Annotated in this window: 8 protein-coding genes; 2 read left to right on the forward strand and 6 right to left on the reverse strand. The window is 72.3% G+C overall.

The features are described 5' to 3' along the window. Positions 1–38: 38 nt before the first annotated feature. Positions 39–2921: a vitamin B12-dependent ribonucleotide reductase gene (locus tag ACFV7Q_RS35115; RefSeq protein WP_385434982.1), complete on the reverse strand. Its 2883-nt coding sequence runs from the start codon at positions 2919–2921 to the stop codon at positions 39–41. A gap of 176 nt (positions 2922–3097) precedes the next feature. Then, complete coding sequence (gene nrdR / locus ACFV7Q_RS35120; protein WP_385434983.1) at positions 3098–3610, reverse strand: transcriptional regulator NrdR; 513 nt, start codon at positions 3608–3610, stop codon at positions 3098–3100. Between the two features lie 473 nt (positions 3611–4083). Here nrdR and lexA point away from each other — a divergent pair, with 473 nt between their 5' ends. Further along, positions 4084–4875, forward strand: a complete 792-nt coding sequence (gene lexA / locus ACFV7Q_RS35125) for a transcriptional repressor LexA (RefSeq protein WP_385434985.1) — start codon at positions 4084–4086, stop codon at positions 4873–4875. Between the two features lie 225 nt (positions 4876–5100). Here lexA and ACFV7Q_RS35130 read toward each other — a convergent pair whose 3' ends face one another. From ACFV7Q_RS35130 to ACFV7Q_RS35145, 4 genes are all read right to left on the reverse strand, one after another. Beyond that, positions 5101–7071 carry an ATP-dependent DNA helicase gene (locus tag ACFV7Q_RS35130; protein WP_385434986.1) on the reverse strand — a complete coding sequence of 657 codons (1971 nt, stop codon included), beginning with the start codon at positions 7069–7071 and terminating at the stop codon, positions 5101–5103. Between the two features lie 259 nt (positions 7072–7330). After that, positions 7331–8008, reverse strand: coding sequence for a GNAT family N-acetyltransferase (locus tag ACFV7Q_RS35135; protein WP_385434987.1), 678 nt, complete (start codon positions 8006–8008; stop codon positions 7331–7333). A gap of 5 nt (positions 8009–8013) precedes the next feature. Further along, a complete protein-coding gene (locus ACFV7Q_RS35140) occupies positions 8014–10080 on the reverse strand; it encodes an IucA/IucC family protein (RefSeq protein ID WP_385434988.1) in 2067 nt (688 codons plus the stop codon). Between the two features lie 1574 nt (positions 10081–11654). After that, positions 11655–12947, reverse strand: a complete 1293-nt coding sequence (locus ACFV7Q_RS35145; RefSeq protein ID WP_385434990.1) for a diaminobutyrate--2-oxoglutarate transaminase family protein — start codon at positions 12945–12947, stop codon at positions 11655–11657. A 596-nt stretch (positions 12948–13543) separates the two neighbouring features. On the opposite strand from ACFV7Q_RS35145, the gene ACFV7Q_RS35150 reads away from it, so the two are divergent. Beyond that, the gene (locus ACFV7Q_RS35150; RefSeq protein WP_385434989.1) at positions 13544–14719 is read left to right on the forward strand and encodes a trypsin-like serine peptidase; all 1176 of its coding nucleotides are present in this window, start codon (positions 13544–13546) and stop codon (positions 14717–14719) included. Positions 14720–14857: the final 138 nt, after the last annotated feature.

A 14857-nucleotide genomic window follows, 5' to 3' on the forward strand; every position in this document is an offset into this window, starting at 1 on the left:
GCACGGGCGGCTCCCCGCCCGGGCCGCGACGCCGCGGGTCAGCTGCAGCCGCTGGTGGAGCCGCAGCCCTCGCAGATGTAGCAGGAGCCGGCGCGCTGCATCTTCGTACCGCAGGAGAAGCAGAGCGGGGCGTCGGCGGAGACGCCGAGCTGCATCTCGACCAGTTCCGCGCTGGAGTGCGCGGTCTTCGGCGCCGGGACGGTCACGGTCTGCGCCTTCGGGGCGGGAACGGAGGCCAGCGGGGCGGACTGGGCCAGGGACTCCGTGTCGACCTCGTCCTCGAGCGGCTCGTAGGAGCCGGTGTCGAGGTGGCGCTGGCGCTCCTCGGCGGTGTGGATGCCGAGGGCGGAGCGGGTCTCGAACGGCAGGAAGTCCAGGGCCAGGCGGCGGAAGATGTAGTCGACGATCGACTGCGCCATCCGCACGTCCGGGTCGTCCGTCATGCCGGCGGGCTCGAAGCGCATGTTGGTGAACTTCGAGACGTAGGTCTCCAGCGGGACGCCGTACTGCAGACCCACCGAGACGGCGATCGAGAAGGCGTCCATCATGCCCGCGAGGGTGGAGCCCTGCTTCGACATCTTCAGGAAGACCTCGCCCAGGCCGTCGTCCGGGTAGGAATTGGCGGTCATGTAGCCCTCGGCACCGCCGACCGTGAAGGAGGTGGTGATGCCCGGGCGGCCCTTGGGAAGGCGCTTGCGGACCGGGCGGTACTCGACGACCTTCTCGACCGCCGCGCGGATGGTCTCCTCGGCCTTCTCGGTGACCTCGGCCTTCTCCTGCTCCTTCTTCTTGGCGGAGAGGGGCTGGCCGACCTTGCAGTTGTCGCGGTAGATCGCGAGGGCCTTGACGCCGAGCTTCCAGGCCTCGAAGTAGATCTCCTCGACCTCCTCGACGGTCGCCGACTCCGGCATGTTCACCGTCTTGGAGATGGCGCCGGAGATCCACGGCTGGATGGCGGCCATCATGCGGACGTGGCCCATCGGGGAGATGGAGCGCTCGCCCATGGCACAGTCGAAGACCTCGTAGTGCTCGGTCTTCAGGCCGGGGGCGTCGATCACGTTGCCGTGCTCGGCGATGTGGGCGACGATCGCCTCGACCTGCTCCTCCTGGTAGCCCAAGCGGCGCAGCGCCTGCGGGACGGTGCCGTTCACGATCTGCATCGAGCCGCCGCCGACCAGCTTCTTGAACTTGACGAGGGCCAGGTCCGGCTCGACACCGGTGGTGTCGCAGGACATCGCCAGACCGATGGTGCCGGTCGGGGCGAGGACGGAGGCCTGCGCGTTGCGGAAGCCGTTCTTCTCGCCGAGGCGCAGGACGTCCTGCCAGGACTCCGTGGCCGCGGCCCAGATCGCGTTGTCGAGGTCCTCGGTGCGCGGCGCCGCGGCGTTGGCGTCGGCGTGCTGCTTCATGACGCGCTTGTGGGCGTCGGCGTTGCGGGCGTAGCCGTCGTACGGTCCGACGATCGCGGCCAGCTCGGCGGAGCGCTTGTACGCGGTGCCGGTCATCAGCGAGGTGATGGAGGCGGCGAGGGTCCGGCCGCCGTCCGAGTCGTACGCGTGGCCGGTCGCCATCAGCAGGGCGCCGAGGTTGGCGTAGCCGATGCCGAGCTGGCGGTAGGCGCGGGTGTTCTCACCGATCTTCTGCGTCGGGAAGTCCGCGAAGCAGATCGAGATGTCCATCGCCGTGATGACGAGCTCGACGACCTTGGCGAAGCGCGCGGCGTCGAAGGACTGGTTGCCCTTGCCGTCGTCGTCGAGGAACTTCATCAGGTTCAGCGAGGCGAGGTTGCAGGACGTGTTGTCCAGGTGCATGTACTCGCTGCACGGGTTCGACGCGGTGATGCGGCCGGACTCGGGGCACGTGTGCCAGCGGTTGATCACACCGTCGTACTGGATGCCCGGGTCGGCGCAGGCCCACGCGGCCTCGGCCATCTTGCGGAAGAGCGCCTTGGCGTCGACCTCCTCGATGACCTCGCCGGTCATGCGGGCGCGCAGGCCGAAGCTGGTGCCGTTCTCGACGGCCGTCATGAACTCGTCGTTCACGCGGACGGAGTTGTTGGCGTTCTGGTACTGGACGGACGTGATGTCGTCGCCGCCCAGGTCCATGTCGAAGCCCGCGTCGCGCAGGGCGCGGATCTTCTCCTCTTCCTTCACCTTGGTGTCGATGAAGTCCTCGACGTCCGGGTGGTCCACGTCGAGCACGACCATCTTGGCCGCGCGGCGGGTGGCGCCGCCCGACTTGATCGTTCCGGCGGACGCGTCGGCGCCCCGCATGAAGGAGACCGGGCCGGAGGCGTTGCCGCCGGAGGAGAGGAGCTCCTTGGAGGAGCGGATGCGGGAGAGGTTCAGGCCGGCACCGGAGCCGCCCTTGAAGATCATGCCCTCTTCCTTGTACCAGTCGAGGATCGACTCCATGGAGTCGTCGACGGACAGGATGAAGCAGGCGGAGACCTGCTGCGGCTGGGGCGTGCCGACGTTGAACCACACCGGGGAGTTGAAGCTGAAGATCTGGTGCAGGAGGGCGTAGGTCAGCTCGTGCTCGAAGATCTCCGCGTCGGCGGGGGACGCGAAGTAGCCGTAGTCCTCGCCGGCCTTCGTGTACGTCTTCACGATGCGGTCGATGAGCTGCTTCAGGCCGGTCTCGCGCTGCGGGGTGCCGACGGCGCCGCGGAAGTACTTGCTGGTGACGATGTTGACCGCGTTCACCGACCAGAAGTCGGGGAACTCGACGCCGCGCTGCTCGAAGTTGACCGAGCCGTCGCGCCAGTTGGTCATGACGACGTCACGGAGCTCCCAGTTCACCTCGTCGTACGGGTGCACGCCCGGGGTGGTGTGGATGCGCTCGATCCGCAGGCCGCCCTTAGTGGCCTTGGTCCCCTTGGTGCGGGAACCACGTGCCGAGCTGCTCGCCGTCTCTGTCATGCCGCCTGCCTCCCATATGCGGGCAAAAACGCCCTAAAGTGCCAGCGATATTCCGCGGCACAGTGCTGTGTCTTGTTACGTTTCGTCGTCTCCCGGCTCACCGGGAGTCCCCCGGCTACCACCGGGAGCGGCGCCAGGCCGAGCAGACGGGCCGCGCCGGGCGCGCGGCTGTCCGATCAGTCGGTGGCGGAGGCGGGCACGGGGACCGGGACGGCCCCTGCGGACTCGCACTCTTCGGGGCGAGGCCGCCGGTCGCGCAGTTCCGCGATGGCGGTCTCGAAGTCTTCAAGGGTGTCGAACGCTTTGTACACGGACGCGAACCGCAGGTACGCGACGAGATCGAGCTCCTGGAGCGGGCCGAGTATGGCCAGACCCACGTCGTGGGTGGTCAGCTCGGCGCTGCCGGTGGCGCGCACCGCCTCCTCGACCCGCTGGCCGAGCTTGGCGAGGGCGTCCTCGGTGACGGGTCGCCCCTGGCACGCCTTGCGCACGCCGGAGATGACCTTGGTACGGCTGAAGGGTTCGGTGACCCCACTGCGCTTGATCACCATCAGCGAGGCCGTCTCCACCGTCGTGAAGCGACGGGAGCAGTCCGGGCACTGGCGGCGTCTGCGGATCGACGTGCCGTCGTCGGTGGTACGGCTGTCGACGACGCGGCTGTCGGGGTGCCTACAGAAGGGGCAGTGCATGGGTTTCCTTCACCCTCCCTATCGGCACGACTGAATCACCCCGCCACACCCTGCACGACAGGGACACACCCTGTCGGGGGCTCGCGGAGCAGCCACAAGCATATGCGATTCCGGGAGCCTCGCGAGCCCGCTGAAACACAAGTTGTGGGTGACCTCGCTCATCCAACCACTAGATATGGGGTTGCGGCGGATGCACTTCGCTACCGCGTGTCGCGGCCCGATGACCAGCCGGAAGGGGTGCGCGGTGCCACACTGGCGAGGGACCGGAAGGCGCCGATCCGCGCGGGAAGGGTACCGTAAACAAGGAACGGGGGACCGAACCCGCGTTCGGGGATCACCCAATGCCATACACCTCGCGATGTGGCCACGGTGGGCGATCTGCGATTTTTCACTCGAACGTGTGTTTGGCGCAACCTTTCGAAAGCAACTACCGTTGTCCAGCTAGGGAGAACATTTCGAGAGGGGCCGCCGACGTGACCACGACCGCAGACAGTGCCGCCATCACTGCCGAGAACCGCTCCCAGAGCCGACTCGACCCGGTGCACGCCATGAACGAAGCAAGCCCGAATCCGGACCCCGAGTCCGTCCGGCCCGCGCGCTCGCTGCCAGGACGCCCCCCAGGCATCCGCGCCGACAGCTCCGGACTCACGGACCGGCAGCGGCGGGTCATCGAAGTCATCCGTGACTCCGTGCAGCGTCGGGGCTACCCGCCGTCGATGCGGGAGATCGGCCAGGCGGTGGGCCTGTCCAGCACGTCCTCCGTCGCCCACCAGCTGATGGCCCTGGAGCGCAAGGGGTTCCTGCGCCGCGACCCGCACCGGCCCCGGGCGTACGAAGTCCGCGCATCGGACCAGCCCAGCTCACAGCCCACCGACACCACCGGCAAGCCCGCCGCCTCGTACGTTCCCCTGGTCGGACGGATCGCGGCCGGCGGCCCGATCCTCGCCGAGGAGTCGGTGGAGGACGTGTTCCCGCTCCCCCGCCAGCTCGTCGGCGACGGTGAGCTCTTCGTCCTCAAGGTCGTCGGCGACTCGATGATCGAGGCCGCGATCTGCGACGGCGACTGGGTCACCGTCCGCCGCCAGCCGGTCGCCGAGAACGGCGACATCGTCGCCGCCATGCTCGACGGCGAGGCCACGGTCAAGCGGTTCAAGCGCGAGGACGGCCACGTCTGGCTGCTCCCGCACAACGCGGCGTACCAGCCGATCCCCGGCGACGAGGCCACCATCCTCGGCAAGGTCGTCGCCGTGCTGCGCCGGGTCTGATCCCGCGCCCCTGTCCAGCTCCGGGACTCACTGCGCCGGTCCCGGAGCTGTCTTGTACTTCCTTGCAGGCGCCGAGCTCTGCAGCAGCTGGGCTCACAGCCGTTGGCACCCGGGATCGGTCCTGGTGCCGACGGCTCCGTCGTGTGGCGCTGCTGCTATCCGGGGTGCTCCGCTGCGACGCGCTTCGATGCCGCGTCGTTGCTGTCGCGCCGTTACGTCGTGTCGTTATTTCCCGTCCGCCTGAGCGGCGGTGTCGATGGCGGCGAGGGAGCGCCGGACCTGGTTGCGGTCCGTGGTGTACCAGAAGTCCGGGAGCGAGGACTTCAAGAAACTCCCGTAGCGGGCCGTGGCCAGGCGGGGGTCGAGTACCGCGACGACGCCGCGGTCCCCAGCCGCCCGTACGAGCCGGCCCGCACCCTGAGCCATCAGCAGGGCGGCATGCGTGGCGGCGACCGCCATGAACCCGTTGCCTCCGTGCTCCTCGACCGACTTCTGCCGGGCGCTCATCAGCGGGTCGTCGGGACGCGGGAACGGGATCCTGTCCATGATCACGAGCTGGCAGCTCGGGCCCGGGACGTCCACGCCCTGCCAGAGGGACAGCGTCCCGAACAGGCAGGTCTTCGGATCGGCGGCGAACGTCTTGATCAGCTCGCCCAGGGTTTCCTCGCCCTGGAGCAGGATCGGGTGGTCGAGCCGGCCACGGAGCTCCTCGGCGGCCGCCTTGGCGCCTCGCATGGAGGAGAAGAGGCCGAGGGTGCGTCCACCGGCCGCCTCGATCAGCTCGGCGAGCTCGTCCATCATGTCGCCGCGGGTGCCCTCGCGGCCGGGGGTCGCGAGGTGCTTGGCGACGTAGAGGATGCCCTGCTTGGGGTAGTCGAACGGCGAGCCGACGTCCATGCCCTTCCAGACGGGCGCGTCGTCCCCCTCCAGGCCCTCGGGGGACAGCCCCAGCGAGGCCGCAACGCCGTTGAAGTCCCCGCCCAGCTTGAGGGTCGCCGAGGTCAGGACCACGGAGCGGTCCTCGAACAGCTTCTCGCGCAGCAGCCCGGACACCGACAACGGGGCCACGCGGAGGGTGGCACCGAACCGGTCGTGGCGCTCGTACCAGACGACGTCGTACTCGGAGCCGGCGATGATCCGCTCCGCCACTGCGTGGACGTTTTCCACGGAGGCGAGTGCCTGCTTGCGGACCGCGTCCTCGTCGTGGACGGACTTGTCCCTGGTCGCCCCGATCGCCGAGATCACGTTGCGTGCGGCGTCCCGCAGCGAGGTCAGCGCGTATCCGAGGTCCTCCGGGATCTCCTGGAGCCGGCCGGGGAGGGCCAGCTCCATGACCCGCTCGAATGACTCCGAGGCGGTTTGCAGGGCGTCGGCGGTCTTCTCGTCGACGAGCTTCGCGGCGCGCTTGACGGCGCGGTTGACCTGGCCGGGGGTGAGCTCACCAGTGGCGACGCCGGTCACGCGGGACACGAGCTCGTGGGCCTCGTCCACGATCAGCACCTCGTGCTGGGGCAGGACGGGGGCTCCCTCGATCGCATCGATGGCCAGCAGCGCATGGTTGGTGACGACCACGTCGGCGAGCTTGGCCCGCTCGCGGGCGGCCTCGGCGAAGCACTCGGCGCCGTACGCACACTTCGACGCACCGAGGCACTCGCGGGAGGAGACCGAGACCTGGCTCCAGGCCCGGTCGGAAACGCCCGGTGTGAGATCGTCGCGGTCGCCCGTCTCCGTCTCGTCGGCCCAGTCACGCAGGCGCAGCAGGTCCTGTCCGAGCTTGCTGGTGGGGGCGGCCGCCTCGAACTGGTCGAAGAGGCCTTCCTCCTCGTCCTGCGGCGCGCCCTCGTGCAGCCGGTGCAGGCACAGGTAGTTGGAGCGGCCCTTGAGCATGGCGAACTGGGGGCGGCGGCGCAGCTGCGGGTGCAGCGCCTCCACCGTCCGCGGCAGGTCGCGCTCGACCAGCTGCCGCTGGAGCGCCAGGGTCGCCGTGGCAACGACCACGCGCTCGCCGTGCGCGAGGGCCGGCACCAGGTAGCCGAGGGACTTGCCGGTGCCGGTACCGGCCTGGATGAGCCGGTGGGTGTTGTCGTCGATCGCCTCGGCGACGGCTTCGGCCATGGCGACCTGGCCGGGCCGCTCCGTACCGCCGACGGCGGAGACGGCGGCGTGCAGCAGATCGGTGAGGGAGGGCTTCGTCATAGCACCTACCACCCTACGGGGCGCCACCGACAGTGACGTCCACGGCGAGGATGCATGGCCGACACAAACGCCCCCGGTCACCTTTGCCGGGAGCGGCACAGGGGCTGCGGTCTCACCCTCCCGGGTGAACCTCCGCACCCCGGGAACCTTGCTGCGCAACGCAGAGTTTTCGGAAGTGAAAGGACTGGTGCAGAGGCACGACGCAGCAGAGGGGGCAGAGGGGCATGCGACGTCAGGGACCCGGGGCGGGGTGCGACCGTCAGATGAGAGTGCGCAGCACCCGCTCCCTGATCATCAGGGCCGCGCGCTTCCCGGGGAGGTCGATTTCGGTGGAGCAGCGGAAGCCGGAGGCCAGGAAGGCCGACACGGAGGGGATGTTGCGGGCGTCCGGTTCGGCGATCACGCGGGTGCAGCGCGGGCGGTTGTCGAGGACCAGGTTGGCGACGGCGCGCAACAGGGTCCGGCCCAGGCCGCGACCGCGGTTCGTGCCGTCTCCGATGAGCAGGTGGATACCGGTGTCGTGGGGGCAGGCGCGGTAGTGGCCGGCGACAGGGTCGAGGTCGGCCCGGTAGATCTCCCAGTAGCTCATCGGCGCACCGTCGAGGTAACCGATGCAGGGGACGCTGCTGCCGTCGCCGTCGAGCTGGGCCCGTAGGTGTGCGGCGGTGACGGAGGGGGGTCCGGCGAGTTCCCAGTAAGCGGCCACCTCGGGGTCGTTCATCCACCGGGTGAGGAGTTCCAGGTCGCGGCCGAGGCGGACGGGTTCCAGGTGGAAGGCCCCTGCCGCGGTGGTGACGCTGCCCCATCCGGCCGGGGAGTCGAGCAGGTCGGCTTCGGCGAGCAGGGGCAGCAGCCGGGCCGCGATCCGGAATGCGGCGGGGCGGGAGGTGACGGGCCCTGCGGCGGGGGCGGGGGCTTCGGTTTCGGTGGAGGGCATCGGGCTCACTCGTGGAGGGGGTTGGTGATGGTGACGTAGACGGGCGGGGAGCCGAGGGGGCCGAGAGGGCCAAGGGGGCCGACGAGTTCGTCGGGGCCGGACAGGCGGGTGAGCAGGTTCGCCTTGCAGCGCAGGGTGGGTGAGTCGAGCAGCCGCGCGGGCAAGGGGCCGAGGTCGGAGGCTTTGCCGAGGAAGCGCCGGAACGCTGCGAGCAGGACGCGTTCGTCGGCGAGCCGCTGGGACCCGAAGGCCCCGATGAGGCCGAGCACGTTGTCGATGCCCAGGTGGTAGGTGAAGCGCTCGTCGGCGACGGCATCGGAAGCGAAGCTTTCGCTGGCGCTGCCCGTACCGGGGATCCGGCGTTCCAGTTCCGCGCGGCGGGACGCTCGGAACCAGTAGCCCTGGTTGCCGCGGTACCGGCCGCCGACCGGCCAGCCGGCCGCGTCGAGCACGACCAGCGTGTTGCGCTGGTGCGCTTCGAGGACGATGCCGGCCAGCGCGTCGAAGGAGAGGACGGGCAGGACGACATGGTTGAGGTAGCGCAGGAACCACTCGGCTGCGACGGCGGAGGCGGGGCGGCCGGTGGAGACGGCGAGCCGGGAGACGGTTTCGGCGAGCCGTGAGTGCACGGTGGTCCGGCCCGGCCACGGGCGGGGCGCGGTGAGTGCGGCCAGGCACAGGACGTCGTCGCGGGAGCGGAAGGGGTTGTGGCGCAGTACGACGTCGAGTCCGGGGACAGGGGTGCCGTCCAGTGAGTCGACGGCGGCCCAAGCGGGGTCGCGCACGATGTCGAAGCCGGGGTGGGCGGCCCGCCACTGTTCCGCGAGGCCGGTGCGGAGCAGCCGGTGCACCTCGACGCCGCGGAGGAGCTCCTTGCGGAGGTTCTCCCGGCGGGAGCCGGGGATGCGCAGGCCGAGGGAGAGCTTGAGCATTGCGGGGGCACCGGTCCGGTGGACGGTGCGGACGGAGGAGGTGGGGAACCAAGGTTCGCCGTGCGGACCGAGGTCGTGCAGGAGCCCGGCGTCGCGGAGGGCGGCGACGGCTGGGCGTTGCAGCAGGTCGCGTGCCTGCCAGGGGTGGACGGGGAGGGGGGTGGTGCCGTCGGGCAGCGGGAGCTCGGGGGCGAGCCGGCCCAGGAGCCGGGCAGCGGTCACCGGGCGGCCTCGCTCGGTCCAGGCCGAGTCGGTGGCGAGGGCGGAAGGGGCGACGGCGAACCAGTGGAGGGGGAAGGAGCCGTGGAGTTCGGGTGAGTAGCGGTGCGCTTCGCTCACGGAGAGCCCTTCGCGGCTCTTCGGATCGGGTTGGAGGGGGTGGCCGAGGAGGAGGGACTGTTCGGCGGTGAGGAAGAGGTCACCGGCGACGGGAGCGGGCGGGGTGGGCCGTGCGCGCCGGTCGGCGATGAACTCGGCGGTCCGGCGTACCGAGTCGGCGACCCGGCCGACGAGTTCGGTGCCGCCACGGCCGAAGGGGCCGACGGGGCTGCCCTCGCGGGCGATGAGCGAAGCGAGGGTGACGGCGTCCAAGGCCGGGGCGTGGGCGGGGGCGCCTTCGAGTCGGGCGGGCGCGAAGCGGTGCCAGCCGGAAGGGGACCAGTAGCGGACGGCGACGAGCAGGGCGGTGCCGGACGCGGGGAGGGGGATGCGGAGCAGGGTTCCGGCAGGCCCGTCGGGACGGCCGATGCCGGTCTCGCGGACCCAGCAGCGCAGGAGGTTCTCCACCGTCGCGGCCTCGGCGGCGGTCGCCGGGTCGGGGTGGTCCAACAGGTCGGGCAGCATTGCGGGTTCCGTCCCGGCCGGTCCCGCGTAGCCCGCGCGCATGCGGACCGAGCCGTGGTTCTGGCGGGGCACCAGGGCCGCAGCAGCCGGGGCCCGCTGTGGAGTCGGCGACTGCGGGCCGGCCTCTCCCCCGGCGGGGCCTCCCTTGCCTGCGCGGGCGTCCGGCGAGTCGGGGCCGCGGGGGTCCTGGTGGGGGCCGCCGTGCAGGGACGGCTCGGGGGCGGCGTCCCCGAGGCCGTGCTCGGCACCAGCCGTCGGGCTGACACCCCCGTCTGCCTGCGGGGCGGCGCCCGGCACGGCCGGACGCTGGGGCTCGGGCGGCGGCGGGGCAGGGTGCCCGGGTGCCTGCGCAGCCCCGGGCGGAAGCCACCGCGCCGGGGGTCCGCCCGCGTCCGAAGCCCCGGGGCGACCGGAGTGCGGGGCGGTCGCCGGCCGAGCCGCACCGGGGGGCTCGGCGGAAGCGTCGGCGGGGCCGGCCTGCGCGCCGTGCCGGGCCGCTCCGGGACGCCCCGGCTGCGTGCCCCGAGCCGCTGGAACCCCGGGCCCAGGCGCCGCGGGAGCAAGCTGCCGCTTCTCGGCATCCCGGCCCGACGGGCCCTCTGGGCCCTGGGGGACGTGTGGGACCTCCGGGTGGCTTCCCGGCTCGGCGGGCCGTACCGGGTCGTCGTGGAGGACTCTCGCGGGCAGGTCCGCTGCTCCGGGCGTGGGCGCCTGCCCGGCGGGCGTTTCGAGGGGGAAGCGGTGAGGGGACTCCCCTCGGTCGCCCGCTCCGGCAGCCAGGGGTAGGGCGTCCACGGCGTGCCCCGAGTCCGTGGACGCGTCCGCCGCGGCGGAGGGCAGATACTCCGAGCTGCCGGGGCCGGCGGACCTGACCGGGTCGGACTGCGCTGCGGATGCGGGCGGCTGCGGTGGCTCGGCCGTGTCCCCCGGCCCAGCCGAGTTGGCCTCCGGGACGGACTGCTGGGTGGCCGGTGCGGGGTGCACGGCCCTCCTCAGCGCGCCGGCAGGAGCTGGACGGGGCGCAGGGCCGGTGAGCGGCCCGACCGTGGGCCCCGGCCCCGGCGGCTCGGCTTCCGGAGTGAGCCGCCGAGCGATCGATGAGGGATCCGCCGCCGGACCTCGGACCTCCGCGACGGCTGGGCGGGGTAGCTGGTCAGCGGGTGGCTGGGGCACAGGCTCGGGCATCGGGATCGGATCCGCCGGCACGGCTTCCGGGCTTGACCGCCGGGCTGGCGGACAGAGGTGCCCCGCCGGACCGCGGCCCTCCGCGGAGAGCGGGCCGGGCGGCGGGTCGGCGGGTGACCGGGGCAAGGCTTCGAGGGCCGGGCCCGGATCTGCCGGATCGGTCTTCGGGTTGGGCCGCGGGGCAACCGGAGGGCGGTGGGCAGTCTGCTCGGGGGCCCCGAGCGGGGCGGGGTCGGCCGTGGGAGCGAGCGCCGTCGGCTCGGGCCCGGACTGTCGGCTGGTCGGAGGGTGCGCCTGTCCCGGGGTTCGGGGCCGGGGTGGCGGGGGCGCCCCGTCGGGTGTCGGCCCCTGCACCGGCGGCGGAGTGCTGGCTGGAGGTGCCTGTTCCGTCGGCCGGGTGAGCGCGGGGGCGGGCTGTACGGGGCCTCCGGTCGGCCGGGGTGTGGGGTGGTCGGCCCCGGGTGGTTGGGGTGAGGGGGGTGAGGGGGGCGCGGAACCCTCCGGGGAGGGGAGGCGCAGGCTGGGTGGAAGAGGGGGCGGGGGCATGGGGACGGGGCCCGCGGGGTGGGGCGATGAGGGGGGCGGGGCGGGTTCGAGCGTGGGGGCGGGGGTGGGGACGGGAGCGGGGGGCGGGGTACCGGTGGGGGGCGGGGCGCTGGGGTCGGGCATCGGGGGGTCCTCGGGGGTCAGTGGGGGCGGCGGGCTGCGGCGGCGGGAATCGCGTCGGCGAGGCGGTCGAGGATGGCGTCGGCCTGCTCGTCGGTGAGGGTCAGTGGGGGCAGGAGCCGTACGACGTTGGAGTGGCGGCCGCCGAGGTCGACGATCAGGCCTCGCCTGAGGCACTCCTGCCGGACGGCCGCGGCGAAGTCGGGGGCCGCGGCCCCGGTGTCGGGGTCGACCAGTTCGACACCGATCATCAGGCCGCGTCCGCGGACGTCGCCGACGCAGGGGTGGTCCGTCGCCAGGCCGCGCAGGGCGGTGAGCATCCGCGCGCCCAGCGTTCCGGCGTGCTCGGCGAGACGGTGCTGCCGTACGAAGGCCAGCGTGGCGGTGCCGGCGGCCATGGCCAGCTGGTTCCCGCGGAAGGTACCGGCGTGGGCGCCGGGGGCCCAGACGTCCAGGCCGGAGCGGTAGACGATCACCGCGAGCGGGAGGCTGCCGCCGATCGCCTTGGACATGACCATCACGTCCGGGACCACCCCGGCGTGGTCGACGCCCCAGAAGGCCCCGGTCCGGCCGACACCCGTCTGCACCTCGTCCGCGATCAGCGGGATCCCGCGCGCCCCGGTGATCTCGCGCATGCGGCGCAGCCAGGAGTCCGGGGCCGGTAGGACCCCGCCCTCGCCCTGCACCGGCTCGACGAGCATGCCGGCCGGGGCCGGCACCCCGCCCTTGGGGTCGTCCAGGAGGCTCTCGGTCCAGCGGGCCCCGAGCCGGGCGCCCTCGGCGCCGCCGACGCCGAACGGGCAGCGGAAGTCCTGTGGATAGGGAAGCCGGGTCACGCGTTCCTCGCCGGCCCCGGCGGTCATGCCGTGGGAGGCACCGGTGAACGCGAGCAGCCCCGAGCGCCCGGTCGCGGTGCGGACCAGCTTGAGGGCGGCTTCGACGGCGTCCGCTGCGGTGGGCCCGCAGAACTGGATGCGGGCGTCTGCGGAGAGTTCCGCGGGCAGGGTGGCGAACAGCTCGGTGGTGAAGGCGTCTTTGACCGGAGTTGCCAGGTCCAGTACGTGCAGGGGGGCGCCGGAGTCGAGGACGCCGCGGACGGCTTCGAGCACCACCGGGTGGTTGTGGCCCAGGGCCAGACTGCCCGCGCCGGAGAGACAGTCGAGGTAGCGGCGACCATCAGCGCCCTCGATGGTGAGGCCGCGGGCACGGACCGGGACGATCGGCAGGGAATGGGCGTACGTACGGGCGGCCGACTCCCGCACCGCCTGGCGCCGCAGGATGCCCTCCGCCGCCTCCGCTCCCCCTCGGCCCACGCCTCCCCGTCCCGGCGCCGCCCGGCTCGCCCGCACCGGGGCGTGCGCCGGCACGTGCGCCGGGGTGGCGCCCGGCAGTTGGGGCAGGGGCGGACGGTCGGCGGGCGTACCGCCCGACGCCACGTCATGCTCGGTCAAAGCCACGAGTGTCGGACCTCCCGCACGGACTGCTCTACCCGGTTGCGCCTCGAACACGGACACGGCGCCCCATCCCCCGTACGTACCAACGACGGTGACGACCGCTGAACACGGGCCGACACAAGATCCTTGCGGTGCGCCTTACCGCCGCGCCTCATCGGTGCGCCTCACCGGTGCGCGGTGACCGGTGCGCGGTACCGGTACGCGTGAGACCGGTGCGCCGTCTCCGGTACGCGGCGCCTCGCGGAAGCAGGACGGGTGCCGAGCCGGGTGCCGAGCCGGGAGCCGGGCCGGGAGCCGAGCCGGGAGCCGGGCCGGCACCTGGCCGCCACAGGGAACCACGGGCCCCGGCTGTGCCGTCCCCAACTGCAGCGGCATAGTGGGGTGCTGCACTTTCGGCGGCCCGCACCCCACCGCGGCCGCCGCCCACGCCCGGAAACACCAGGGGGATTGACGACATGCGACCGAACCGACCGGTCACCGCGATTCTGTGCGCGGCGGCACTCGCGATGACCGCCGCCGCCTGCGGACCCGGCGACGGGGAGGCCGGCGGAGACGCCAAGCCGACCGTGGCGGCGAGCGTCCCGCCGGGAGCCGACGGGATCAAGATCCCTGACCAGCTCAAGGACAAGCTGAAGCAGCACGGCATAGACCTGGAGAAGTGGCGGGGAGGTGAGTGGAAGAACTGGAACAAGGAGGACTGGCTCCGCGAGGCGGGCGACTACATCAACCCGGTCATCGAAGGTCTGTGGGATCCGGACCGCATGCGTGAGGCGGCCAAGACCCCGCAGCCGCCGGCCATCGACCCGGACGCCGGCAAGGACCAGGGCGTCACCGACCCCACCCCGGCGGCGGTCGCGGCGAAGCCGGCCGCCACGCCGTACCACTCGACCGTCCCGTACTCCGGCAAGGTCTTCTTCGACGGCCCCGAGGGCTCGATGGTGTGCTCGGCGACCGTGGTCAAGGACCCGGCCCACCCGGGCAAGTCCAACCTGGTGTGGACGGCGGGCCACTGCGTGCACGCGGGCAAGGCGGGCGGCTGGTACCGCAACATCGCCTTCGTCCCCTCGTACAACAATGCGGGCAAGCCTTCGGCGCAGCTCAAGGGCGCGCCGCGGCAGGAGGTGGCCCCGTACGGCGTGTGGTGGAGCGACTGGGCGCAGACCTCGGACCAGTGGATCGCGCAGGGCGGCCCGTCGGGCGGTGCGGGTGCCCCGTACGACTTCGCGGTGCTGCACGTCGCCCCGGAGAAGGGCTCGGGCAAGTCCCTGGAGGAGACGGTCGGCGGGGCACTCCCCGTGGAGTTCAACGCTCCGGCGGTGCCGAAGGTGGCGAGCATGACCGCGACGGGTTACCCGGCGGCGGCCCCGTTCGACGGCCAGAAGGCCTACCAGTGCACGGACAAGCCGGGCCGGTTGTCGCTGAAGGCGAACGACCCGGTGATGTACCGCATCGGCTGCACGATGACGGGCGGCTCCTCCGGCGGCGGCTGGGTCGCGACGGGCAGCAACGGCAAGCCGGTGCTGATCTCGAACACGTCGATCGGCCCGGCGAAGGCGGGCTGGCTGGCCGGGCCGCGGCTCGGCCCCGAGGCCAAGGGGATCTTCGACGCGGTGAGCGCCAAGTTCAAGTGACCCTCGTTCGACCGGTCGTCGTGTCCGCGTCCAGGTGTCGCGGACGCGCCGGGCACCCCCCCCCCCCGAACCGGGGGGGGGGCGCGCGGGAATAACCGGCGGGCCCGTTGGGGGTACCCCACCAGTAGGATATAAAAA

It is taken from the genome of Streptomyces sp. NPDC059851, from assembly GCF_042732005.1.
Lineage (GTDB): Bacteria > Actinomycetota > Actinomycetes > Streptomycetales > Streptomycetaceae > Streptomyces.